At 62.9% G+C, this 24,707-nt stretch carries 12 protein-coding genes; all 12 read left to right on the top strand.

The features are described 5' to 3' along the window. The first annotated feature begins 61 nt into the window (after window positions 1-61). Window positions 62-613, top strand: a complete 552-nt coding sequence (locus AC54AG_RS20475) for a GNAT family N-acetyltransferase (RefSeq protein ID WP_496631458.1) — start codon at window positions 62-64, stop codon at window positions 611-613. A gap of 438 nt (window positions 614-1,051) precedes the next feature. After that, window positions 1,052-2,416, top strand: a complete 1,365-nt coding sequence (locus tag AC54AG_RS20470) for an efflux RND transporter periplasmic adaptor subunit (RefSeq protein ID WP_496631457.1) — start codon at window positions 1,052-1,054, stop codon at window positions 2,414-2,416. Beyond that, window positions 2,413-5,532 (top strand): efflux RND transporter permease subunit, encoded by a 3,120-nt coding sequence (locus tag AC54AG_RS20465; protein WP_496631456.1) that lies wholly within the window; start codon window positions 2,413-2,415, stop codon window positions 5,530-5,532. Before AC54AG_RS20470 ends, AC54AG_RS20465 begins: the two co-directional genes overlap by 4 nt. Beyond that, entirely contained in the window at window positions 5,529-8,771 is a 3,243-nt protein-coding gene (locus tag AC54AG_RS20460; RefSeq protein WP_496631455.1) for an efflux RND transporter permease subunit, read from the top strand. The genes AC54AG_RS20465 and AC54AG_RS20460 overlap by 4 nt, the downstream gene beginning before the upstream one ends. Next, window positions 8,768-10,189 carry an efflux transporter outer membrane subunit gene (locus tag AC54AG_RS20455; protein ID WP_331777968.1) on the top strand — a complete coding sequence of 474 codons (1,422 nt, stop codon included), beginning with the start codon at window positions 8,768-8,770 and terminating at the stop codon, window positions 10,187-10,189. The genes AC54AG_RS20460 and AC54AG_RS20455 overlap by 4 nt, the downstream gene beginning before the upstream one ends. Window positions 10,190-10,333: 144 nt before the next feature. Beyond that, on the top strand, window positions 10,334-12,940 hold the full coding sequence (locus AC54AG_RS20450; RefSeq protein ID WP_070302131.1) for a chemotaxis protein CheB: 2,607 nt from the start codon (window positions 10,334-10,336) through the stop codon (window positions 12,938-12,940). Continuing rightward, on the top strand, window positions 12,937-15,066 hold the full coding sequence (locus AC54AG_RS20445; protein WP_496631454.1) for a PAS domain-containing sensor histidine kinase: 2,130 nt from the start codon (window positions 12,937-12,939) through the stop codon (window positions 15,064-15,066). The genes AC54AG_RS20450 and AC54AG_RS20445 overlap by 4 nt, the downstream gene beginning before the upstream one ends. A gap of 86 nt (window positions 15,067-15,152) precedes the next feature. Next, a complete protein-coding gene (locus AC54AG_RS20440; protein ID WP_496631453.1) occupies window positions 15,153-17,300 on the top strand; it encodes a S46 family peptidase in 2,148 nt (715 codons plus the stop codon). A 143-nt stretch (window positions 17,301-17,443) separates the two neighbouring features. Further along, window positions 17,444-20,218, top strand: coding sequence for a type VI secretion system Vgr family protein (locus tag AC54AG_RS20435; RefSeq protein WP_331777965.1), 2,775 nt, complete (start codon window positions 17,444-17,446; stop codon window positions 20,216-20,218). Window positions 20,219-20,243: 25 nt separating this feature from the next. Further along, window positions 20,244-22,298: a phospholipase D-like domain-containing protein gene (locus tag AC54AG_RS20430; RefSeq protein WP_331777964.1), complete on the top strand. Its 2,055-nt coding sequence runs from the start codon at window positions 20,244-20,246 to the stop codon at window positions 22,296-22,298. 2 nt (window positions 22,299-22,300) lie between these two features. Further along, the gene (locus AC54AG_RS20425) at window positions 22,301-23,899 is read left to right on the top strand and encodes a tetratricopeptide repeat protein (RefSeq protein ID WP_331777963.1); all 1,599 of its coding nucleotides are present in this window, start codon (window positions 22,301-22,303) and stop codon (window positions 23,897-23,899) included. A 263-nt stretch (window positions 23,900-24,162) separates the two neighbouring features. Continuing rightward, window positions 24,163-24,705 carry a hypothetical protein gene (locus AC54AG_RS20420; RefSeq protein WP_331777962.1) on the top strand — a complete coding sequence of 181 codons (543 nt, stop codon included), beginning with the start codon at window positions 24,163-24,165 and terminating at the stop codon, window positions 24,703-24,705. Window positions 24,706-24,707 lie beyond the last annotated feature (2 nt).

The following is a 24,707-nucleotide window of genomic DNA, read 5'->3' as shown; positions in this document are numbered from 1 at the left end:
CGCAGTAGTGATATGACCTCAAGCCGGCTTCGCCCGGCTTGTTTTCCTTGAGGAGCAGACTATGCCAAGCGATATGAATGCAGACACGGCCAACGCGATCGCCATCCGCCCTTGCGCCAAGGGCGACGAACACGCGCTGGCGCTGGTGGGGCAGGCCACTTTTCTTGAAGCATTCGCCGGCATCCTCGATGGCGCCGACGTCATCGCCCATTGCCAGCGCCAGCACGACGTGCAGCTGTACCGCGACTGGCTGGCGCTGCCGGCCATGCGGCTGTGGCTGGCCGAGGCCACGCCGGGCGGCGCGCCCGTCGGCTACCTGGTGCTCAGTCCCGCGGGCCTGCCGGTGGCCGGCCCGCGCCCGAACGACCTGGAAATCAAGCGCATCTACCTGCTGCACCGCTTCCAGGGCCAGCGCGTGGGCCAGCGTTTGATGCAGGCGGCCGTGGAGCAGGCGCGCGCCAGCGGAGCGGGGCGGGTGCTGCTGGGCGTGTACGCGGAAAACCACGATGCGCTGGCCTTCTATGCGCGCTGCGGCTTTGCGCAGCTGGGCCGGCGCACTTTTCGCGTGGGCCGCACCGACTACCAGGACGTCATCCTCGGCATGAGCTTGTAAATCCGCGTAAAGAATCGGCGCCGCCTGTCGCCGCCCGAGCATCCGCGTGGCGCCAGGTCAAGCAGGCTGGCCGGAGATTTGTAGCGAGTTTGTATCTGCATGCGAGTCGCCCGCGCCACGTGTTCGCCAGGGCGCGGCGCCCCGCAAGCCTGATTTTTCCACCGTTCCCCCACAGTGGCGGCCCGCCTGCCGGCCCGCCGGATCCTCCCATGCCTGTCAGGCTGTGTGTAATTGTTTCAGGTAGAAATGAAACAGTTACATGACTATGCTAGAGTCGTTTCACGCTAGGGAGCGATGTTTTTTCAGCTGATTTTCAGCTCTTGACTCCCCCGGCTTTGTACCGAAACAACCCCGAAAAACGGTCGTCCTGCCTGAGTGTGTCCCACCTCGGCCGGCGCCACAGACTCGCCGTGCCAGCGGCCTAGACAAGGATAAGCGATGGATTCGCAGACAACACCCAACACCCCGCGGCGCAGCCGCCGTTCGAAAATCGTCGGCACGGTCATCGCGCTGGCCGTGATGGCGGCGCTGGGGGGCGGTGCCTGGTACCTGACCCATTCGGGCACCAGCGCCCAGGGCGGCCCAGGCATGGGCGCCGGCGGTCCTGGCGGACCCGGTGGCCCGGGCGGGCGCCGCGGCGGCCCTTCGACCACCGTGGGCGTGGCCACGGCCGTGAAATCCGACCTGCCCGTGGTGCTCGACGCGCTGGGCACGGTGACGGCCGCGTCGACCGTGACGGTGCGCCCGCAAGTGTCGGGCATTTTGAAGGAATTGAAATTCAAGGAAGGCGGCATGGTCAAGGCGGGCCAGGTGGTGGCGCAGATCGACCCGGCACAATTCGAGATGGCGCTGATGCAGGCCACGGGCCAGCGCCAGCGCGATGAGGCGCAGCTGGAAAACGCGCGCCTGACCCTGAAACGCTATCAGACTTTGCTGGGCCAGGATTCCATCGCGCGCCAGGACGTCGACACGCAGGCCGCTCTGGTGAAGCAGCTGGAAGGCACTGTGATGACGGACCGCGCGTCCGAAGGCACGGCCAGGCTGAACCTCGGCTACACCAAGGTGGTGTCGCCGATCAGCGGCCGCGCCGGCCTGAAGGTGGTCGATATCGGCAATCTGGTCAGCACCAGCGACACGGGCGGCGTGGTGGTGGTGACGCAGCTCTCGCCCATCGACGTCGAGTTCTCCGTGCCGCAGGATAAAGTGCAGACGATCCAGGAGCGCCTGAATGGCGGCGCGGCCCTGGCGGCGCTGGCGCTGGACCGCACGCGCACGCATACCCTGGACAAGGGCAGCTTGACGGCGCTCGACAACCAGGTCGACGTGCAGACGGGCACCGTGCGCGCCAAGGCCCGCTACACGAATGACAAGATGGCGCTGTTCCCCAGCCAGTTCGTCAACGTGCGCCTGGAGCTGGGCAACATCACGGGCGCCGTGCTGGTGCCCGTCACGGCCCTGCGCCACAGTAACAACGGCGACTTCGTCTACGTGCTGAAAGCGGATAAAACCGTCACCGTGCGCATGGTCACGCGGGGCCAGGCGACCACCGACATGGTGGAAATCCGCGCCGGCCTGGAGGCGGGAGAGCAAGTCATCACGGAAGGCGCCGACCGCCTGAAGGAAGGCGCGAAAGTCACCTTGGCGGGCGACAAGCCGGCCATGGGCGGCGCCGGTGGAGCGGGAGCGAATGGCGAACGCCGCCACCGCCGCCAGCACGCTGACGGCGCGGCCAGTGCAGCCGCATCGGCTGCCGCACCGGCGCCGGCGACCGCTCCCACTCCCGCTAAGGGCGCAGCGCAATGAGTCCATCGACGCCATTCATCAAGCGCCCCGTCGCCACGGCGCTGCTGATGCTGGCCATCGTGCTGGCGGGGCTGGTCGGCTTCAAGTTCCTGCCGCTGGCCGCCTTGCCGCAGGTGGACTTCCCCACCATCCAGGTGCAGACCCTGTATCCGGGGGCCAGCCCCGAAGTCATGGGGCAGACCGTGACGGCGCCGCTGGAGCGCCAGTTCGGGCAGATGTCGGGCTTGCAGCGCATGAGTTCCACCAGCGCGGCCGGCGTTTCCATCATCACCTTGCAATTCACGCTGGGCCAGACCCTGGACGTGGCCGAGCAGGAAGTGCAGGCGGCCATCAATGCGGGCGGCTCCCTGCTGCCGACCGACTTGCCAGCGCCGCCCGTGTACGCGAAGATCAACCCGGCCGACGCGCCCGTGCTGACCCTGGCGATTACCTCCGACACGATGCCGCTGACGCAGGTGCAGAACATCGTCAATACGCGCCTGGCGCTCAAGATCAGCCAGGTCAACGGCGTGGGCCTCGTCTCGCTGTCGGGCGGCCAGCGTCCGGCCGTGCGCATCCAGGGCGACACGAAATTGCTGGCGTCGTACGGCCTGGGCCTCGACAGCCTGCGCACGGCCATCGCGGCGGCCAACGTCAATAGCGCCAAGGGCAGTTTCGACGGCCCCACGCGTTCATTCACCATCAACGCCAATGATCAATTGGTGACGGCGGAAGACTACAAGCGCCTGATCATCACCTATAAAAACGGCGCGCCCGTGCGCCTGTCCGACGTGGCGAACGTCGTCGACAGCGCGGAAAACACGCGCCTGGGCGCCTGGTCCGGCAAGCAGCCGGCCATCATCCTGAATGTGCAGCGCCAGCCCGGCGCCAACGTCATCAAGACGGTCGACGCCATCAAGGCCTTGCTGCCCGACCTGCAGGCCAGCCTGCCGGCGGCCATGAAGCTCGACGTGCTGAGCGACCGCACGACGGGCATCCGCGCCTCGGTCGAACACGTGGAAATGGAACTGCTGTTGTCCGTGCTGCTGGTGGTGCTGGTGATCTTCGCCTTTTTGCACAGCATGCGCGCCACGGTGATCGCCAGCCTGTCCGTGCCGATCTCGCTGATCGGCGCCTGCGGCGTCATGTATCTGCTCGGCTACAGCCTGAACAACCTGTCCTTGATGGCGCTGACCATCGCCACGGGCTTTGTCGTCGATGACGCCATCGTCATGATCGAAAACATCGCCCGCTACATCGAGGAGGGCGAAACGCCGATGGCGGCCGCCCTGAAGGGCGCGTCGCAGATCGGCTTTACCATCATCTCGCTGACGGTCTCCCTGATCGCCGTGCTGATTCCCCTGCTGTTCATGGGCGACGTGGTGGGCCGCTTGTTCCGCGAATTTGCCATGACCCTGGCCATCACGATTCTGATTTCCGCCGTGGTCTCGCTGACCCTGGTGCCGATGATGTCGGCGCGCTGGCTGAAAAGCCACGCCGATGAAAAAGTCAGCGCCACGGGCCAGCGCATCCAGGCCTTCCTCGACCGCGTGATCGTGCAGTACGACCATGCGCTCGTGTGGGTGCTGAAACGCCAGGGACTGACCCTGCTGGTGGCGCTGGCCACCCTGGTGCTGACCGTCATCCTCTACATCACGATTCCGAAAGGCCTGTTCCCCACGCAGGACACGGGCCAGCTGCAGGCGCGCATCGAAACCTCGCAAGCCGTCTCGTACGAACGCATGGCCACCTTGCAGCAGGCGGCCGCCAGCGCGCTACTGGAAGACCCCGCTGTCGATACCCTGAGTTCCCTCGTCGGCGTCGATGCGGCCAACAACACCATGCTGCACACGGGCAGCATGCTGATCAACCTGAAGCGTCCGCGCAGCGGCAGCCAGGACGAGGTCATGGAGCGCTTGCGCAACCGCGTGGCCAAGGTCGCCGGCGTGACCCTGTACCTGCAGCCGACGCAGGATCTGACCATCGATGCGGAATCGGGCCCGACGCAGTACCGCGTCTCGCTCGAAGGGGCCGACACGGCCACCGTCACCGAGTGGGCCGGCAAGCTGGCCGCGCGCATGCGTGAAAAATCGCAGCTGCGCAACGTCGTCACGGATGCGGGCGCCACGGGCGCCGCCGTCACCGTGGCGATTGACCGCGACAGCGCCGCGCGCATGTCCGTCACCACGGCCACCGTCGACGACGCGCTGTACAACGCTTTCGGCCAGCGCATCATTTCGACGATTTTCACGGAAACCAACCAGTACCGCGTGATCCTCGAAGCGCAACCGGGCATCGTCACCACGCCGTCCGACCTGTCGGACCTGCAGGTGCGCACGGGTTCCGGCAAGTCGACGCCGCTGTCCGCCTTTGCCAGCGTCAGCGAAAAACAGGCGCCGCTGCAAATCACGCACGTGGCGCAATACCCTGCCACGACCCTCGGTTTTGACACGACGCAGGGCGTGGCGCTGGGCAGCGCCGTCGACGCCATCCGCCAGGCCGCCAAGGACATCGCCTTGCCGCCATCGGTGACATTGACTTTCCTCGGCGCGGCCGGCGCGTATGAAAACTCGCTGTCGAATCAGCTGTGGCTCATTCTGGCCGCCGTCGTCTGCGTGTACATCGTGCTCGGCGTGCTGTACGAAAGCTATATCCACCCGCTGACGATCCTGTCGACCCTGCCGTCGGCCGGCGTGGGCGCCTTGCTGGCGCTGATGATCTCGGGGCAGGACCTGGGCGTGATCGGCATCATCGGCATCATCCTGCTGATTGGCATCGTGAAAAAGAACGCCATCATGATGATCGACTTCGCCATCGAGGCCGAACGCGATGAAGGCAAGAGCCCGCAGGAAGCCATCCACCAGGCGGCGCTGCTGCGCTTCCGTCCCATCCTGATGACGACCCTGGCGGCGTTGTTCGCGGCCGTGCCGCTGATGCTGGGCTGGGGCGAGGGCGCCGAGTTGCGCCGTCCGCTGGGCCTGGCCATCTTCGGCGGCCTGATCGTCAGCCAGGTGCTGACCCTGTTTACCACGCCCGTCATCTACCTGGGCTTCGACCGCCTGGGACAGCGCTTCGCCTCCAGAGCGCGGGGCGTCAACCTGGACAAGCCGGCCGATAACGCGGGGAGCGCCGCGTGAACCTGTCCGAACCGTTCGTCAAGCGTCCGATCGCCACCGTGCTGCTGACCATCGGCATCGCGCTGGCCGGTGTCGGCGCCTTCTTCGTGCTGCCCGTCTCGCCGCTGCCGCAGGTCGATTATCCGACCATTTCCGTCAGCGCCAGCCTGCCCGGCGCCAGTCCCGCGACCATGGCCACGTCGGTGGCCACGCCGCTGGAACGGCGCCTCGGTGTGATCTCGGGCGTGAACGAGATGACGTCGTCGTCGGGCACGGGCTCGGCGCGCATCAACCTGCAGTTCGACCTGAACCGCAAGATCGATTCGGCCGCGCGCGAAGTGCAGGCGGCGATTGCCGCCGCGCGCGTGGACTTGCCGGCCACCTTGCGCAGCAACCCCACCTACCGCAAGGCCAATCCGTCCGACGCGCCCGTGATCATCCTGGCGCTGACGTCGAAAACGCGCACGCCAGGCCAGATCTACGATGCTGTGTCGAATCTGGTGCAGCAGAAGGTGGCGCAAGTGAAGGGCGTGGGCGACGTGGAACTGGGCGGCGGCTCGCTGCCGGCCGTGCGCGTGGAACTGCTGCCATACCAGCTCAATCACTACAGCGTGTCGATGGAAGACGTGCGCGCGGCCATCCAGGCCAGCAACGCCAACCGGCCCAAGGGCGCCATTTCCGGCGACGAGCGCAGTCTGCAAATCTATTCGGGCGCGGCGACGGCTTCGGGCGGGCGCAGCGCGGCCGATTACCGCAGCCTGGTCGTGGCCTGGCGCGACGGCGCCGCCATCCGCCTCGACGACGTGGCCGAAGTGGTCGACGGCGTGGAGAACAACAATACCCTGGGCCTGTTCAACGGCGACCCGGCCGTCATCGTGCTGATCACGCGCCAGCCGGGTGCCAACGTCATCGCCACGGTCGACGGCGTGCGCGCGCTGCTGCCGCAACTGCAGGCGCAGCTGCCGGGTGACATCAAGCTGCAGGTGGCGTCCGACAGCACCAATTCCATCCGCTCGTCCCTGCACGAGATCGAGTTCACCCTGATCCTGTCCATCGTGCTCGTCGTGCTGGTGGTCAGCGCCTTTTTGCGCAGCGTGCGCGCCACCATCATCCCGGCTGTCGCTACCATCGTCTCGCTCTTGGGCACCTTCGGCGTGATGTACATGCTGGGCTTCAGCCTGAACAACCTGTCGCTGATGGCGCTGACGGTGGCCACGGGCTTTGTCGTCGACGACGCCATCGTGGTGCTGGAAAACACGCAGCGCCACATCGAGGCGGGCATGGACCGCTTCAAGGCGGCCCTGCTGGGCGCGCGCGAAGTGGGCTTTACCGTGCTGTCGATCAGCCTGTCCTTGGTCGCCGTCTTCATCCCGCTGCTGTTCATGGGCGGGCAGGTGGGGCGGCTGTTCCGCGAATTCGCCGTGACCCTGTCGGCAGCCGTGATGATTTCGCTGGTCATCTCGCTGACCACCACGCCAATGATGTGCGCCTGGCTGCTGAAAAGCGGCGAGCAGCACAAGCCGCCCGGCCTTGTCGCGCGCTGGTTCGAACGCGGTTTCGAGCGCATGCTGAAAGTCTACGAGCACTGCCTGGACTGGGCCTTGTCCAGCGCCGCGCTGGTGATGACCATCCTCGTGTTCGTCGTCGGCCTGAACGTGTACCTGTTCGCGGCCGCGCCCAAGGGCTTCTTCCCGCAGCAGGATACGGGCCAGATCAATGGCGGCATGCGCGCCGACCAGAGCATCTCGTTCCAGGCCATGCAAAGCAAATTGCGCCAGCTGGTCGACATCATCAAGGACGATCCGGCCGTCGCCACCGTCGTCGGGTTTACGGGCGGTGGACGGGCAGGGGGCGGCTTCATGTTCATCGACTTGAAACCGGCGTCGCAGCGCACGGACAAGGGCCAGGCCGTGATCGCCCGCTTGCGTCCGCAGCTGGCCAAGGTGACGGGTATTTCGCTGTTCCTCAATCCCGTGCAGGATTTGCGCATGGGCGGGCGTTCCAGCAATTCGACCTACCAGTACACCCTGATCAGCGACAACCAGGCGGACTTGAAGAAATGGGCGGCGAAGCTGGCCGACCAGATGAAGCTGCAGCCGGCCCTGATCGACGTGGATACGGACCAGGCGGAAAACGGCGTGGAAACCTTTGTCAGCATCGACAAGGACCGCGCCACGCAGCTGGGCGTGCAAGTCAAGGATATCGACAATGCGCTGTACAACAGCTTCGGCCAGCGCCAGGTGGCGACCATCTACGATGAGCTGAACCAGTACCACGTGATCATGGAAGTGGCGCCGCGCTATGCGCAAAGCCCGGAAGCGCTGCGCTCAGTGTACGTGCCGGCGTCGAATGCGGCGGCCGTCGCCGCCAGCGGCACGACGGTCACCACCAGTACCACCACCAGCGCGGCGCCGTCGAACACGACGGCCGCTCGCGACCCGTCCAGCGGCTCGGCCCTGTCCACGACCCTGGCGCATATGGTGCCGCTGTCCTCGTTCAGCAGCTTTGCGGAAAGCTCGACGGCGACCTCCATCAACCACCAGGGCGGCGAACTGGCCACCACCGTGTCGTTCAACCTGGCCGACGGCTATCCGCTCAGCGACGGGCAGGCCGCCGTAGCCCAGGCGGAGTCGGAAATCGGCATGCCCGTGAACGTGCGCGGCAGCTTCCAGGGTTCGGCCAAGAGCGCGCAGGACAGCAACAAGGAGCAGCCGCTGTTGATCCTGGCGGCCATCGTGGTGATCTACATCGTGCTGGGCATCCTGTACGAAAGCCTGATCCACCCCGTCACCGTGCTGTCGACCTTGCCGTCGGCAGGGGTGGGTGCCGTGCTGGCCTTGCTGCTGTTCCGCATGGAGTTTTCCATCATCGCGCTGATCGGCGTGTTCCTGTTGATCGGTATCGTCAAGAAAAATGCTATATTGATCATCGACTTCGCGCTGGAGGCCGAGCGTTCGCGCGGCTTGAGTGCGGTGGAGGCGGTGCGCGAGGCATGTTTGCTGCGTTTCCGCCCCATTCTGATGACCACCCTCGCGGCGGCGCTCGGCGCCTTGCCGCTGGCGATCGGTTTCGGCGAGGGGTCGGAGCTACGCCAGCCCTTGGGGGTCGCCATCATCGGCGGCCTGATTGCCAGCCAGTTACTCACATTGCTGACCACCCCGGTGGTCTACATCCTGCTCGACAAGCTGCGCACGCGCAGCGCCGACGAGCAGCAATTGAGCCGCATTCCTGGGCCAGATAACCCGAGCACACAATCATGAAGCAAGTAAAACCTATTCCATCCGCCGTCCCCGCACGCCATTTGCCGGCACTGGCCGCCGCTACCGCTTTCCTGTTGCTGGCCGGCTGCGCCGTCAGCCCCGCCTATGAAACGCCGACGGCCGCCGCGCCGCAAACGTTCAAGGAGGCGGCCGGCTGGCAGCCTGCCGTGCCGGCCGACACCCTGGAACGGGGTCCCTGGTGGACCCTGTTCGGCGACGCGCAGCTGAACCAGCTGGCCGACAGCATTGAAATCTCGAACCAGAACGTGGCGGCCGCCATCGCTTCCTACGAGCAGGCGCGCGCGCTGGTGCGCGAACAGCGCGCCTCGCTGTTCCCCACCGTGAACCTGACGGGCAGCGGCGCCCGCTCTGGTGGCGGGGGCGAGCAGCAGACGAACAACAACTTCAAGGCGGCCATCGGCGCGTCGTGGGAGCCGGATATCTGGGGCCGCTTGCGTGCGGGCGTGACGGGCGCGGACGCGAGCGCGGCCGCCAGCGCGGCCGACCTGGCCGCGGCGCGCCTGTCGGCGCAGGGCGAACTGGCCACCAATTATTTTTCGCTGCGCCAGAGCGATGCGCAGATCGCGCTGCTCAATGCCACCATCGACGGCTACAAGCGCGTGCTCGAGATCACCAGCAACCGCTTCAACTCGGGCATCGCCGCCAAGTCCGACCTGCTGCAGGCGCAGACGCAGCTGGCCAATGCGCAGATCGATTTGTCGAGCCAGACGCGTGCGCGCGCCCAGCTCGAACACGCGATCGCCATCCTGCTGGGCAAGGCCCCATCGGACTTCAGCCTGGCCGTGGCGCCGTGGACCCTGACCGTGCCCGAGGTGCCGCTGGGCGTGCCATCGACCCTGCTGCAGCGCCGTCCCGACATCGCGGCCGCCGAGCGCCGGGTGGCCGTGGCCAACGAGCAGATCGGCATCGCCCGCTCGGCCTACTATCCGAGCCTGAACCTGACGGGTTCCTACGGTTCCGGCGCCAGCCGTGTGGGCGACCTGTTCAATGCATCGTCGAGCCTGTGGTCCTTGGGCGTGTCGGCCGCGCAGACCCTGTTCAACGCGGGCGCCACGACGGCCAGCGTGGACGCGGCGAAGGCGGGGCATGAGGCGGCCGTAGCGCGCTACCGCCAGACGGTATTGAGTGCCTTTGGCGCCGTGGAAGACCAGTTGTCGGCCACGCGCGCGCTGGCCGAACAGCTGGCCTTGCGCCAGCAGGCGTCGTCCGCCGCCGACCAGGTCGAGCAGCAGATGCTGAACCGCTACAACGCGGGCCAGGTAGGCTATACGGACGTGGTGACGGCGCAAGTGACGGCCCTGTCGGCGCGCCGCTCACTGGTGCAGGCGCAGGCGGACCGCCAGACCACGGCCGTGGCCCTGATCCAGTCGCTGGGCGGCGGTTGGCACGTGCCATAGGTGCAGTAGAGGAAAGGGCAGGCTGGCGCAGGGTAGAAAAACCTGCGCCAAATTCGCGTTTTCATGCGCGCCTTGAGTGCTAGAATGCAAGATTATCAATTGCCGGCCATGGCAAGGTTTGCCGAGGCTGGTTTCTAGCAGACGATGATAACCCGCAAACGCAGCAAAATCAGTCTGGCCAGCCTGCCTGCCGAAGCGCCCACCATCGGTTTTCCCGTGGTGGCCATTGGCGCTTCCGCTGGCGGACTCGACCCTATTGTCGCTTTCCTGACCCATGTGCCGCCGGAAAGCGGCATCGCCTATGTGGTGATCCAGCACCTTGATCCCACGCAAAAAGCCCTGTTGCCGGAACTGTTGCAGCGGGCCACCAGCATGCCTGTCACGGAAATCACGCACCATGCGGCATTGCGGCCCAACCATATCTATGTGATTCCGTCGAATGCCGACCTGGGCCTGTCGAAGGGACGGTTCCTGCTCAGCGAACCGCTGCAGCTACGCGGACACCGCTTGCCCATCAATGCTTTCTTCGAAAGCCTGGCGGCCGAGCTGGGCGAACTGGCCGTGGGCGTGATTCTGTCCGGCATGGGCAGCGACGGGACGCGCGGCTTGCAGGCCATCAAGCAGGCGGGCGGCCTGACCCTGGCGCAGCATCCCGATACGGCCAGGTTCGACATGATGCCGCAAAGCGCCATCGCCGCCGACGCGGTGGACCTTGTCGATTTTCCCGACAAGATGCCCGAAAAGATCGTCAGTTACCTGTTTCGCAGCAGCTTTCTGGAGTTGCCGGGCAAGGCGCCGAGTGGACGCAATTCCTTGCAGGAAATTGTCGCCTTGCTGTCCGAACATACGGGCAACAGCTTCTCGGACTACAAGATCAATACGATCCTGCGCCGCATCGAGCGCCGCATGAGCTTGTACCAGATGATATCGATGGAAGAGTACATTCCCTATCTGCGCAACAATCCTGCGGAAATCGACCTGTTGTTCAAGGAGTTGCTGATCGGCGTGACGAATTTTTTCCGCGACCCCAAGGTGTGGGAATACCTGAAGATGGTGGTCTTGCCGCAAATGCTGGCGGCTAACCCTGACGGGCGCGCGTTCAAGGCCTGGATTCCTGCCTGTTCCACGGGAGAGGAAGCGTATTCGCTGGCCATGGTGTTCCAAGAGGTGGTAGCCGGCAGCAACCCGCCGTCGAAGTACAGCCTGCAGATTTTTGCCACCGACCTGTCGGCCGACGCCATCGATCGCGCGCGCCAGGGCCGGTTTCCGACAACGATCAGCAGCGATGTGTCGACCGAGCGCCTGGAACGGTTTTTCTTGCAGGACAAGAACGATTACCTGGTCAGGAAAGAGGTCCGCAACATGATCATCTTTGCCCAGCAAAACATTATTTCGGACCCGCCGTTCACCAAGCTCGATATCCTGTGTTGCCGTAACCTCTTGATTTACCTCAATGCCAAGTTGCAGCAGCGTTTAATTCCCCTGTTTCATTACGCCTTGAACCGCGATGGCGTTTTGCTGTTGGGCAGCGCCGACACGCCCGGTCATTTTTCCGAGCTGTTCGCGCCGCTGACGACATCGACCCGGCTGTACCGCCGTCTCGACAACATGGCGCGCCAGCGCTTGCTGACGTACTTTCCCACGAAAGTGTCGTCGGCCACTCCTCCTCCCCCCAGCGACACGAGAGAAGTCAGCATGCCCGGAAAAATTCAATCCCATGTCGAGCAATTATTGCTCCAAAAATATTCGCCTGCGGCCGTGCTGCTGAACCAGGATGGGGACATCCTGTATATCAACGGGCGCACGGGTTCCTTCCTGGAACCGGCGGCAGGCAAGGCCAACTGGAATATCCACGCGATGGCGCGCGATGGCTTGCGTTACGAGCTGGCGGGCCTGATCAAGCAGGCGCTGCAAAGCGACAGCCTGGTACGCCTGAATGGCCTGGTGCTCAAGGATCATGCAGGACAGGGGCATGGCGTGGATTTGACAGCGGAAGCCTTGCTTCAGCCCGAAGAGCTGCGCGGCATGGTCTTCGTCACGTTTGCCAGCGTACCGCTGGCGGCTATCCCGCGCCGGGGCCGCTCGCCGAGCCCCAAGGTGCTGGAACTGGAGCAGCAGCTGATCCAGGCACGCAATGAAATCCAGGCCGTGCGCGACGAAATGCAGACCTCGCGCGAAGAATTGAAATCGGCCAACGAGGAATTGCAGTCGACCAATGAAGAGTTGCAATCTGCGAACGAAGAGCTGACCACTTCGAAGGAAGAGATGCAGTCGCTTAATGAAGAGTTGTACACGGTCAATGCCGAGTTGCAATCGAAGGTCGACGATTTGTCGCTGGTCAACAGTGACATGAAAAACCTGCTCAATAGTACCGATATCGCCACCATCTTCCTCGACAGCGAGCTGCGCATCCGCCGCTTCACGGCGCCGGCCACGCAAATCTACAAGCTGATCCAGACGGACTTGCGCCGCCCGCTCAGCGACATCGTCAACGACCTGGCCTACCCGAACCTGGAGGCGGACGCACTGGAAGTCATCCGCAGCCTGGTGTTTTGCGAACGGCAGGTGCAGACCAAGAACGGGCGCTGGTACAACGTGCGCATCATGCCGTACCGCACGGTGGAAAATGTTATCGATGGCGTAGTGGTGACCTTTATTAACATTACCGAGTCAAAGGTATTGGAAGCCCAGTTACGCCAGATTCAGTCCGGCGCCGCGGCGGACGGGAAAGCAGGAGAGAGCGCGTCATGAGCGAACCATTCGACGACGGTAGCGGGCCGGCCAGGCTGAGAGAGCAGGCCGAGCAATTGGCGGCGCAGCAGCGCCAGTCCGTGGTGGCGCCGCAGTCGAATGAAGAGGTGATACGCCAGCTGCATGAGTTGCAGGTCAGCCAGATCGAGCTGGAAATGCAGAGCGCGGCCCTGGCCGAGCTGGAACAGCTGAAGAATGAATATGAAAGCAGCCGCGACCGTTATGCGCAGCTGTATGAACAGGCGCCCGTCAGCTACTTTTCGCTGGCGCCCGAGGGTGTCGTCACGCGTGTCAACGTGGCGGCCTGCGGCTTGCTGCAGCGCGACAAGAACCAGCTGCTTGGGCGGCGTTTCGAGCAATTCGTCGCGCCCCAGGCGCAAGGCAGCTTCCGCCGCTTCCTCGACGCCGTCTTTACGAGCGGCGCGCGCCAAGTACTTGAGGCGCAACTGTTCGAAGGCGAGGCGGGCGGCATGGGCGGCATGGTGCGCATCGAAGCCAATTTCGACGCGGACAGCGCCACGGCGCGCATGCTGGTGACGGACCTGGGCGACGAGCACGCGCGCGAATCGGCCTTGCGGCGCGCCTTCGTCATCCTCGACAGCATCCGCGAAGGCGTGCTGGTGACGGACAGCGACAACCGCATCATTTCCGTCAACCCCGCCTTCACCACCATCACCGGCTACCAGGCCGAGGAAGCCATCGGGCGCGATCCATCCTTCCTCGGCGGCGGCACGCATTTGCCGCATTTCTATGAAGCCATGTGGCGCAGCCTGCACCGGGATGGCAGCTGGTATGGCGAACTGGTGAACCGGCGCAAGAATGGCGAGCGCTTCGTGGAATCGCTGTCGATCACGCCCATGCGCATGGCGGACGGCACCATCAGTCATTTTGTCGGCGTGTTTTCCGATATCACCGAGCGCAAGCTGGCCGAGGCGGACTTGCGCGAACTGCACCGCGAGCTGGACCAGCGGGTCATCGACCGCACGGCCGAATTGCTGCACGCCAACCAGCATCTGCAGCTGGAAGTGCAGCAGCGTGAGCGGGCCCAGGAAGCCTTGCGCGATGCCGAGCGTTTCTTTCATGCCACCATCGATTCGCTGACGGACCGGGTGCTGGTGCTGGACCAGGCGGGCAGCGTCGCGCATGCCAACCAGGCGTGCCTGGATTTTGTCGGGCAGATGCAAAAACCGCTGCATTACCTGGAGTTTTGCGAGACGGACCCGCGCTGGCAGCGCAGCGCCGGACGCGAGCTGGCCGCCGGCATCCGCTCCGTCATTGCCGGCCGTGCCGACACGTTTGCGCTCGAATATGAATTTATCACGCGCTCAGGCCCCCGCTGGTCGCAGGCCAGGGTCAGCCGTTTCCTCGGCGAAGGGCCGCTGCGCGTGGTGGTGGCGCACACGGACATTACCGAACGCAAGTTGATGGATGGCGCCCTGCGCCAGTCGCACGCGCAGCTGCGCCAGCTGGCGCTGCACCTGGAAACGGCCAAGGAAGACGAGCGCAAGCGCATTTCGCGCGATATCCACGATGAACTGGGGCAAAACCTGCTGGCGCTGCGCATCGATATTTCCATGCTCAGCGCGCGCACCGAAGGTTCCCATCCGCGCCTGCACCGCCGGGTCGGCGCCGTGCTCAGCAATGTCGATACCACCATCAAGAGCGTGCGCGGCATCATCAACGAGCTGCGTCCGATGGCGCTGGACCTGGGCTTGCAGGCCGCCATCGAATGGCAGGTGGGCGACTTCCGCAAGCGCAGCGGTGTTGCTTGCCGCCTGCTGATCCGCGACGAGGCGCTGTTTGCCGCCATCGGCAGCCAGGCCGAGATCGTGCTGTTCCGCATCGTGCAGGAAGCGCTGAGCAACGTCATGCGCCATGCCGAGGCCAGCCAGGTCGAGATCGAACTCAGTTCGGATGCCTGCGCCGTGTACGTAGCCATCAGCGACAACGGCATCGGCATCACGCCGCAGCAGCAACGCAAGAAACAGTGTTTTGGCCTGATCGGCATCGCCGAACGGGTGACGGCGCTGGGCGGCCACTTCGAGGTGGGCTTGCCGGCATCGGGCGCCGGCTGCCGCTTGGCCTTGCAGATTCCCCTGCAGGGAGTGGGGCGGCCGGCCGCCTGATACAGAAATTGTAATCGGTTAATTTTTGCCGACTCAGCTCGCCTGGACAGGCTATACTTTCGCCTGCTTTTATGGAGGGGCATATCTTGTTCAAAACAATCGTTTTACCAGTCGCCTTGTTGGGCGCGTTCGCCGGCGCACACGCCGACGAAGGGCAATGGCAACCACACCAACTGCCACAGCTGAAAGCCGAACTGAAACGGGTCGGTATCGAAATTCCTGCAGAAAAACTGGCTGACCTGAGCAAACACCCGATGAGCGCCATCGTGTCGCTCGGTGGCTGCTCGGCCGCTTTCGTCTCCGACGCCGGCCTGGTGGTGACGAACCACCACTGCGCGTATGGCGCCGTGCAGCGCAATTCCACACCGGAACACAATTACATCACCAACGGCTTCCTGGCCAAGACGCGCGCCGCAGAGCTGCCGGGCGGTCCGAACAGCCTCGTGTATGTGACGGACAAGGTGGAGAACGTCAGCGACCGCGTGCTGAAAGGCTTGACGGCCGACATGAGCGGCCGCGCGCGCCACGAAGCCGTGGAAAAGCGCGTCAAGGACTTGATCGCCGAATGCGAAACGGACAAGATGTACCGCTGCTCCGTGCCCGCCTTCCACCGCGGCCTCGAGTACTACCGCATCCGCCAGATGATGATACGCGACGTGCGCCTGGTGTACGCGCCATCGGACAAGATCGGCAACTTTGGCGGCGATATCGACAACTACGAATGGCCGCGCCACACGGGCGACTACTCGTTCCTGCGCGCCTACGTGGGCAAGGATGGCCGTCCGGCCGACCCGTCGCCCGACAACGTGCCGTACAAATCGAAGGATTTCCTGGTGGTCTCGGCCGAGGGCTTGAAGGCCGGTGACGGCATCTTGCTGGCGGGTTATCCAGGCCGCACCAGCCGCTACAAGCTGCCGGCGGAAATCCGTTTTGCGCGCGATACGGCTTTCCCGCTGAAAGTATCGGAACTGCAAGCGGACCTGGCCGTGATGGCCGATGCCACCAATGGTGACGCGGCCGCTGCCGTGCGCTATGCGAGCGTGGTGAAAAGCATCAACAACGTGCTGAAGAAAACCCAGGGCTTGCTCGACGGTTTCGCGCGCAAGGACATCGCCGCCATCAAGGACGTGCAGGATGCCGAGTTCCGCGCCTGGTACGCGAAACAGCCGAACGTCTCGCCGACCCTGCTGGCCGAACTGGACGCGGCGATCGCCAGCGACATGGCCTTGAGCGAAGAAGAGTTCGCCTGGAGCGTGGCCACCAACAGCGATTTGCTGAAAAGCGCGCGCACCATCTACCGTTTGTCGCTGGAGCGCCAGAAAGCGGATGCCGAGCGCGAATCGGGCTTCCAGCAGCGCGACCTGGCCTTCATCAAGGCCCGTCTGGCCCGCTTGGAGCAGTCGTACGTCAACAAGGTCGACCAGGCGCGTTTTGAAGCTGGCCTGAAGCGTTACGCGCAACTGGCGGCGAAGAGCCATCCGCAAGGCCTGGACGCGCTGCTGCCGGCCCCAGGCGCCGTGGCGGCCATGTACCAGCAGACGCAACTGGCTGACACGGCCAAGCGCCTGGCCTGGCTGGAAAAGGACCAGGCCGCCGTTGCCCAGTCCGACGATGCCTTCATGCAACTGGCTATCAAGCTGCATCCGGTGGACGTGGCGCTGGAAGAGCGCCGCAAGGAAATCGACGGCAACCTGGAACGCGTGATTCCGCAATACATGCAAGCCGTGATCGCGTGGAAGAAGTCGCAAGGCAAACCTGTCTATCCTGACGCCAACTCGACCTTGCGCGTGACGTACGGCACCGTCTCGCCATACTCGCCGCGCGACGGCCTGACCAAGGGACCGTTCACGACCGTGGAAGGTATCGTCGAGAAAGTCACTGGCAAGGCCCCGTTCGAAGCGCCGCAAGGACTGATCGACGCCGTCAAGCAAAAGCGCTACGGGCAGTTCCGCGACCCGGTACTGGGCACGGTTCCCGTCAACTTCCTCACCAGCGCCGACACCACGGGCGGCAATTCCGGCTCGGCCGTGATGAACAAGCGCGGCGAGCTGATCGGCCTGAACTTCGATTCGACGTATGAATCGATCACCAAGGACTGGTACTTCGACACGGCCATCACGCGCGCCATCCACCTCGACATCCGCTACATGCTGTGGGTGATGAAGGAAGTGGACCACGCGGATAACCTGTTGCAGGAAATGAGCATCAAGTATCCGAAAGCCGCCAAGAAATAATCTTTCTTGGTTGAAATGAAAGCCGCATCCGCCGCAGGGCTGATGCGGCTTTTTTGCGTATGGGCAACTAGTTTGAGTTCCATCAATATGCCAGCGTTCACCATGGTTAGCATGGGTTAGGGGAACTATCCGACGGAGGAAAAATGGATGATGGCGAGCTGGCAGCCGATCTGGCGCGCCTTTTCGGAGCGAGCTGGCGAGTCCAGGACAGCCGCTTGCTGCGCATGGATTTTCCGCGCAACGATGGTCCGCCCGATACCGCGCTGCTGGTCAACAGCTTGCGGGCACACGAGGAAATGTCACGCGACTTCTGGTTCGAGGCCGAACTGCTGTCCGACAATCTCCACGTCCCCTTGACAGCGATGATGGGCCGGATGGTCACGATTTCGATGGTGCGCGATGACGGCAGCTTGCGCTATTTTAATGGTTATGTCGGCGAATTTCGCTTGTTGCGCAGCGATGGCGGTTTCGCGTTCTACCAGATGGTGCTGCAACCCTGGCTGGCGTTGTCCAGGCTGCGCATGGACAACGTCTCGTTCCACGAACGCACGGTCATCGACATCAGCGAAACGACCTTCGATCACTATTTGCAGCGCGACTGGCAAAACCGGCTGCATGAGGAAAAAGCGATACTAAGTTGCGCCAACCAGCATAATGAAACCGATTACAACCATCTGCACCGGCGCTGGGAAGACCAGGGTATCCACTATTGGTATGAACATCGCGCCGACGGTCATACGCTCTGTTTGGGCGACAATACCTGGCTGAGCGACAGCATCGACCCAGGCGACCACGATGCCAGCGAAGCCGACGAAATGATGTTTCGCGGCGACGCGGGCTCGCTGGAGCGCGACGGCATACGCGATTGGCAGGCAATACGGAAGATCGCTTCAGGCTCGCTCACGTTGGCCAGCTTCAACTACAAGCAGCCGTATGCCAGCCGCGCCAGCGGCCATGCGCTGCACCAGCAGGGCGACGTGTTTGCCCATGAACTGTATCAGGACACCGGCTATGGCTATACCGACATGGGCGACGGCGAAGCGCTGGCGCAACGCCGCCTGGAGGAGAATAACTGCCGGGTGCAATACTTCGACGCTGGCGGCAATCACCGCTGCGTCCAGGCCGGACGCAGTTTCACGTTGGGCGGACACTTCAGCGGCAAGCAATCCATGCCGGCCAGAGGTGAACCGGCGTGCCCGGACATCGGCTCGCGCGAATACCTGATCCTGTCGGTCGATCATATCGCCAGTAACAATTACCAGGCAGGCACGGGCGCGAAGTCGCATTATGAAAACCGTTTTAGCTGCATCCGCAAGAGCGTCCGCTGGTATCCGGGGCGACAGTTCAACAGCACGCCTTGCACGTTGCCCGGCGTGCAGACGGCGATTGTCACCGGGCCGGCAGGCGAAACCATCCATACCGACGGTCTGGGCCGGGTGAAGGTGCAATTTCACTGGGACCGGCTGGGCAAGTTCGACGCGGGCAGTTCGCCATGGATCAGGGTCATGACGCCATGGGCGGGCCAGGCATTCGGTCAGATCGCGTTGCCGCGCATTGGCCAGGAAGTGCTGATCCAGTTTCTCGACGGCAATATCGACCGTCCCGTCATTGTCGGCGCGGTGTACAACGGCAAGCATGCGCCGCCGTGGAATTTGCCGGGGCAACGCATGCTTGGGGGCTGGCGCAGCGCCGAGCTGATGCCTGGCGGCGGCTACGGCGTGCGCGGCAACCAGTTGGTGCTCGACGACACGCACCAGCGCATCCAGGTGCAACTGAAAAGCGATCATCAGCACAGCCAATTGTCGCTCGGCTGCATCAGCCGCATCGAAGACGCCAACGGGCGCAAGGATGCGCGTGGCGAGGGCTGGGAACTGGCGTCAGACGCCTGGGGCGTGGCGCGCGCCGGCCGCGGCATGTTGCTGACCACCGAAGCGCGCCCCGGTGCCGGCTCTCATATCAAGAGCATGGATGAAACCTTGCGCCGGTTGGCTGAGGCTGCTGAGCGGCACAAGGCGCTTGCCGCCTTGGCGCAGCATTACGGTGCGCAAGAAAGCGCCGCCCAGCAGGGCGCCGCCGCCGATGTGCTGAACGCTCAGCATGCCGGGATCAAGGGTGGTGGCGGCAATGGCGAAAACGCGTTTCCCGAATTATCTAAGCCGCATCTGGTGCTGGCCAGTCCGGCCGGTATCGAAACGACGACCGCGCAATCGACGCACATCGCCAGCGCCGAGCACACCGCGCTGACGACCGGGTGCGACCTGTCGCTGGCGGCCGGCGGCGGCCTGTTCGCCAGCATCGGCGCGGCGTTCCGCCTGTTCGTCCACAAGGCTGGCATGAAACTGATCGCCGCAGCTGGCCCGGTGCAGATCGCGGCGCAAACCGATGCGGTCGATATCGTCGCCAACAAGGTTCTGGAATTGATCAGCCAGACCGACTGGGTGGATATTCGCGGCCGCAAAGGCGTGCGCCTGCATGGTGCCAATTGCATGCTTGAAATTAGCGACAAGGTGCAGTTTTTTACCGCGTCGCCGACGCTGTTCCATGGAAACCTGGAAACGCTGGCACCCAAGAACCGGCCGCAACCGGAGCTGGAACCGCCCATCGCGCCGGTAGCGGGGCAATTGCAGCATACGATCCAGGCCCATGCGGATGGTGGTCAATACGCGCACGTGCCGTACACGCTGTACAAGGGAGACGCCGAAGTCGAACGCGGCTTGACCGACGAATTCGGCCGCATCCTGATCGCGCATCAGGACGGCACGCCGCGCTACCGTGTCGTCCTTGGCAATGGTGAAGAGTTTTCATTGCAGGCCAGCGCACGCTTCGCCCCGAACGCGGCGGTGGATGGTGAACAGAAGCTGTCGAACCGCGGTTTGCGCGCGTTCGACGACACCGCCGATGGCCGCTGGGTTCAATGATGCACGACACTGACTGGAGAGCGCCATGCCGGAATCGAGCGGCCGCATCGAAACGACCCATATCGACGAAGTCGGCCGCAGCGCGACCAGTTCGCTCCAGTGGCTGCTGGAAAACCGCAACCTGAAGGACAAGGCCACTCATCCGATTACGCACAACAACAAGTTGGCGCTGTTCATTTGCGGACAGGAAGCGTTTGCCGACATCGCCGCGGAGATCGCCAAGGCTAAACATTCGGTCGACCTGTGCTGCTGGGGCTTCGACCCGGGCATGGAACTGGTGCGCGGCAACGGCGCGACCTGGCCGCGTGGCGAAACTTTTGGCGACTTGCTGATCGCCGCCGCACGGCGTCACGTCAGGGTGCGCCTGCTGATCTGGCATGACCGGATCGGTTCGCCGATGGTGCACAATATGCCGGGCCATTCGCACGGCACCTCGCCATGGAAAACCGATGGACAGCGCGCCGACGACATCAGCGCCAAAGCCAGCCTGGCGATGTTGCAGGACGCGGTCGCCAGGAAAGCGATGTTCAGCGGCGGTTTCAGGGGCGATAGAGTCCGCCCCGAGGATATTCCGATGCTGGCGCGTGAAGAATATTGCTACAACTGGTATGTGGCGGCGTTTAAGGGCATGCTGAGTGGTATCACGATTCGTTTGCGCCACGGCGACAGCGGCGCAATCAGCAAGAGTATCTCGACCGAAATCAACCAGCCGCGCGGCTTGACGATGGGGGAAATCGAGAAGCCCGGCATGCAATACCTGGGCACGCACCACCAGAAGCCGGTCCTGATCGATTTCGACCACGAAGAGGGGGGCAAGGCCGTCGGTTACGTGATGGGCCTGAACTCTGTGACCGATTATTGGGACACGACGGCCCATCTGCTCGACGATACGCGCCGCGAACAGGGCGGCGTCAACGAGCGGCGCGAGTGTTTGCAGGGAATGGCCGCGGACGGCGGGTTCGCCACCTTGAAGCCCTATCAGGATTACGCCTGCCGCATCGACGGCGGCAAGGCGCTCATCGCGCTCTATAACAATTTCGTGAAGGCATGGGATCGCGCTATCGACGACCGCACGCGTTCGGCTTCCACCGAATGTGTTAGCCAGGAGTTGCCATGTGGCAGCCCACCGGCGCGGCTGTTGCGCGAGGCCGGGCCGGACGACTCTACCGTGCAGATCGTCCTGACGCAGCCCGAGGAGCAGGACAAAACCATCAAGGAAACCTACTTTCGCGCCGTGACCCAGGCCAGCCTGGCGGCCGGCTACCTGTATGTGGAAAACCAGTATTTCCAGTATGAAGATTGGGCCGCGCACTTGCTTGCCGAGCGCAAGAAGGTGGTTGCCGCCTGGAAGGCCGGCAGCGTGAAAGCGGGCAAGACCATGCGTGATATGCCCGTCATGCACGTATTCATCGTCATCCCGGTGCCGGAGCGGGCGCAGATGGTGCCGCGCACCCACGACACGCTGGCGGCGCTGGGGCAGCACGATGGCATGACAGGGCAAAATACCATGATCGACGACTACAACAAGCGACCGAAAACCCGGCGTGTCAGGGCAGGGTTCGGCATTTCCACCGAGGCGGAAGTCAAGTTGCCCGACGTGGTGCGGCATTCCAACGGCATCAACAAACCCGGCGTGATGACGCTTGAAAGCGAATTCGGGCTGAAGGTGTCGGTGGCCATGCTCAATGTCAGCGCGTTCGATAACGACCGCTGGCGCTACCGTGAAATCTACATCCATTCCAAACTGATGCTGGTCGACGACGTGTTCATGACCTTGGGCAGCGCCAACCTGAATCAGCGCAGCATGGCCGTCGACAGCGAAATCAATATCGCCACCGTCGATCATCGCGTGGCTCGGGACTTGCGCAAGCGGGTGTGGCGCATGCTTAGCGGCGGACTGGTCGATGGCGGGGGTGGGACGAAGGGGGAGATTGTGGATGCCTTTGAAAAGTGGGGAAACTTAATGAAAGCCAATCGAACGAAAAAGCTGGCAAAACAAGGCGGAGCAAAATTAAAAAAAATGATTGGTTTTTTGTTGCCATTAGAAGATAGCCGAAGTTCTACTATACGTCTGGGGTGAGCATGAAACAGTATCAAAATATATTCATTCGTCTGCCATGTTCCGTATTGGTAGTTCTCCTGTATATCCCTTTATTCGCCTGCAAAATGCCAAACGACAAAGAAGAAGTCTTGCCACGCAACCAAAGCCTGCCCCTCTTCAATCCGCATGTCCCTGATTTCATTTGTGAAATCGAATCGAACAAGGTGCCGCCCATCGATGCGCAAGCCGAGGACTGGTTTCTCGAAGCACGCGCCTTGGAAGATCCTGAAATTTTTGTGGAAGACCGCGATTATAAAAAAATCATCGATCTGACGCGTCAGGCGGCGCAGCGTTTGCACTGGAAGGCGATGCTCAATCTGGCCAGCCTGTATGTGGAAGGACGCGATCCTTTAAATGGTGAGGAAGAAGCGGTGCAACTGGTGGAAAAGGCGATGCGGCTGGGCATACCGGCGGCCTACGACCGGATGGGAACGTATTATGCGAACAGTACGGGTGTGACAGGCGATACCACCCGGGCTTATGCCTTCTGGCAAAAGGCGGCTGTCATGGGAAATCCTCAGGCGATGGCATTTTTAGGAGAAAAATTAAGAGCGGGAACAGACGGTGCTATTCCTGGATATTGGGCCAATATTCCTGTAGCGATAAAAATGATGGCGTGTGCGCTTTCTCAAGGATATGGGCCTGCTGCGTTTAACCTGCACTATTTGTATGCAATACCAAGAGCTGCAAATGGCGATGAGATTGGCGATCGAACTCCTGCAACCAAACAGCGTGCTCTAAATGTATTGCATGAGGGAGTCAAGTTTGGCTGCGCAGAATGTGCGAGCGCATTGGCAATTGAATTCGGTTCTCCTTTTGATCTTGCCGATATGCTGGCGCCATACGTGGACAAAGCTCGCGGCGAACGTTATGCCGTACTTAATCGTGAACTGGGATTCAATCCCAATGCGCGCTTTCCTAATCTGGACAAGGTATTGCCACTGCCCCCCGCCGACCTGCCACCCTGGAATGGCGACAGGGATACCTTGCTGCATGAAGCCAAGGGTGTGCGCCCACCGCCAGTCATCCCGAAGCCAAGCGCCGCCTCGCTGTTGCAAAAACCATATTTCCTGGCCGCCGGCTATGCCCTGCGTCCCACCGGCTTGCACAGCGACGCGCCGACCGCGCCATTTTCCGCATATTGGCAACCTGTCGCTGGGCAGGGTTTGACGGAACCGGCCTGGCTGTTCGGTGAAGGCGAAGAGTTCCGCCATTTCAGCGTGCTCGATACCGATGGCAAGAGCCGTTACGGCCCCGTGATATGGGAACAGTGTCTGACGATACGGCACAACCATGGGGCAGTGGAACCGCGCGCGGTGCACGGCTTGCTGCGCGAGGTGGCGCGGCCCGAGCCATGGTTGAGCTGCGCTTGCGACCAGGCCTGTCCGGTCAGCGGCGTCTGGCAACCGTGGGTGGCGGCCGACCATCCGCTGCAGGCGATCGTCAACCAGTACTGGCGCCAGGCGTGGCTGACCCAAGGCGCGCCGTTCCCGCGACCGCGCCGCGACTGGCTGCTCGATTTGCCAGACGACGATGTGACGTGGCATTTGATGGATGCGTCCCTTGCAGATCTCGGCTAAGGCTGAACGTTAGCGATATCTCTCATAGGCGACCCTGTCCCAGCCTAAGAAATAGTTTCTATCTGCATATCCGACCTGGCCCCGGCTCCCTAGGCGGGTGCGGTCTTTTTTTTCGCCGCGCTGACGATGAAGGGCCGCTCTGAGTCACCGGTTTGTGCTCCCGGCATCGTCCGCACTGTTCACGCACCACCGCCTGCCGCCTTGGCTGTGCCACGTATAATTCCTCGCACTATCCACCGCTATTCTTTTTCGACAGGCCCGCCATGTCCCTGACTCCCGATTCGCTGCCAGATTGGCAAACGTTTGAAACGGCCTATGACGTTGAAGCAACCTGGCTCAGGCTGGCCACTGCATCGTTGGCACTGCTCGGTGCGTCCCCATTCAAGGACCAGGCATTTTCAGCCTTTGCCTTCAACGCCGTATCGTTCCCGTCCCTTTCGCTGAGTTTTGACACCGCCCCCGATAACCGGGAGCGTGGTGATTACCCGCCGGACTGGTCGAACGAGTGCATGGAAGTCGATGTGCCGGAAATCGGCCAACTATGGGAAGAGGGGCATGCAACGATAGAAGGCGCGCTGCTCGATCTGATCGACGCTGCCGATGACGCCTTGCTCGAGTCCATCGAGGAAGGCTATCTGCACAGCTTGAGAAAAACCATGGTGCGGCTTGAGACGCGCCATGCTTTCGAGCAGATCAGGACCTGCGCGCGATTCTGGACCGTGGTCACGCAAATCGATGCCGATACGGATGAAGAGGAACGGCTGCTCGACCAGGTGCGGCTGGTGGCATTGGCCAGCCATGCATGAGG

The sequence above is a fragment of the Janthinobacterium sp. BCJ23 genome, assembly GCF_059617945.1.
The sequence above is the reverse complement of the archived record's forward strand: the minus strand, read 5'-3'. Positions and strand labels throughout refer to the sequence as shown.

Excerpts from the sequence above, each read along its gene's own strand:
- AC54AG_RS20435 (WP_331777965.1), top strand. The coding sequence starts at position 17,444 with ATGGATGATGGCGAGCTGGCAGCCGATCTGGCGCGCCTTTTCGGAGCG.
- AC54AG_RS20425 (WP_331777963.1), top strand. The coding sequence starts at position 22,301 with ATGAAACAGTATCAAAATATATTCATTCGTCTGCCATGTTCCGTATTG.
- AC54AG_RS20430 (WP_331777964.1), top strand. The coding sequence starts at position 20,244 with ATGCCGGAATCGAGCGGCCGCATCGAAACGACCCATATCGACGAAGTC.
- AC54AG_RS20450 (WP_070302131.1), top strand. The coding sequence starts at position 10,334 with ATGATAACCCGCAAACGCAGCAAAATCAGTCTGGCCAGCCTGCCTGCC.
- AC54AG_RS20470 (WP_496631457.1), top strand. The coding sequence starts at position 1,052 with ATGGATTCGCAGACAACACCCAACACCCCGCGGCGCAGCCGCCGTTCG.
- AC54AG_RS20445 (WP_496631454.1), top strand. The coding sequence starts at position 12,937 with ATGAGCGAACCATTCGACGACGGTAGCGGGCCGGCCAGGCTGAGAGAG.
- AC54AG_RS20475 (WP_496631458.1), top strand. The coding sequence starts at position 62 with ATGCCAAGCGATATGAATGCAGACACGGCCAACGCGATCGCCATCCGC.
- AC54AG_RS20420 (WP_331777962.1), top strand. The coding sequence starts at position 24,163 with ATGTCCCTGACTCCCGATTCGCTGCCAGATTGGCAAACGTTTGAAACG.
- AC54AG_RS20465 (WP_496631456.1), top strand. The coding sequence starts at position 2,413 with ATGAGTCCATCGACGCCATTCATCAAGCGCCCCGTCGCCACGGCGCTG.
- AC54AG_RS20455 (WP_331777968.1), top strand. The coding sequence starts at position 8,768 with ATGAAGCAAGTAAAACCTATTCCATCCGCCGTCCCCGCACGCCATTTG.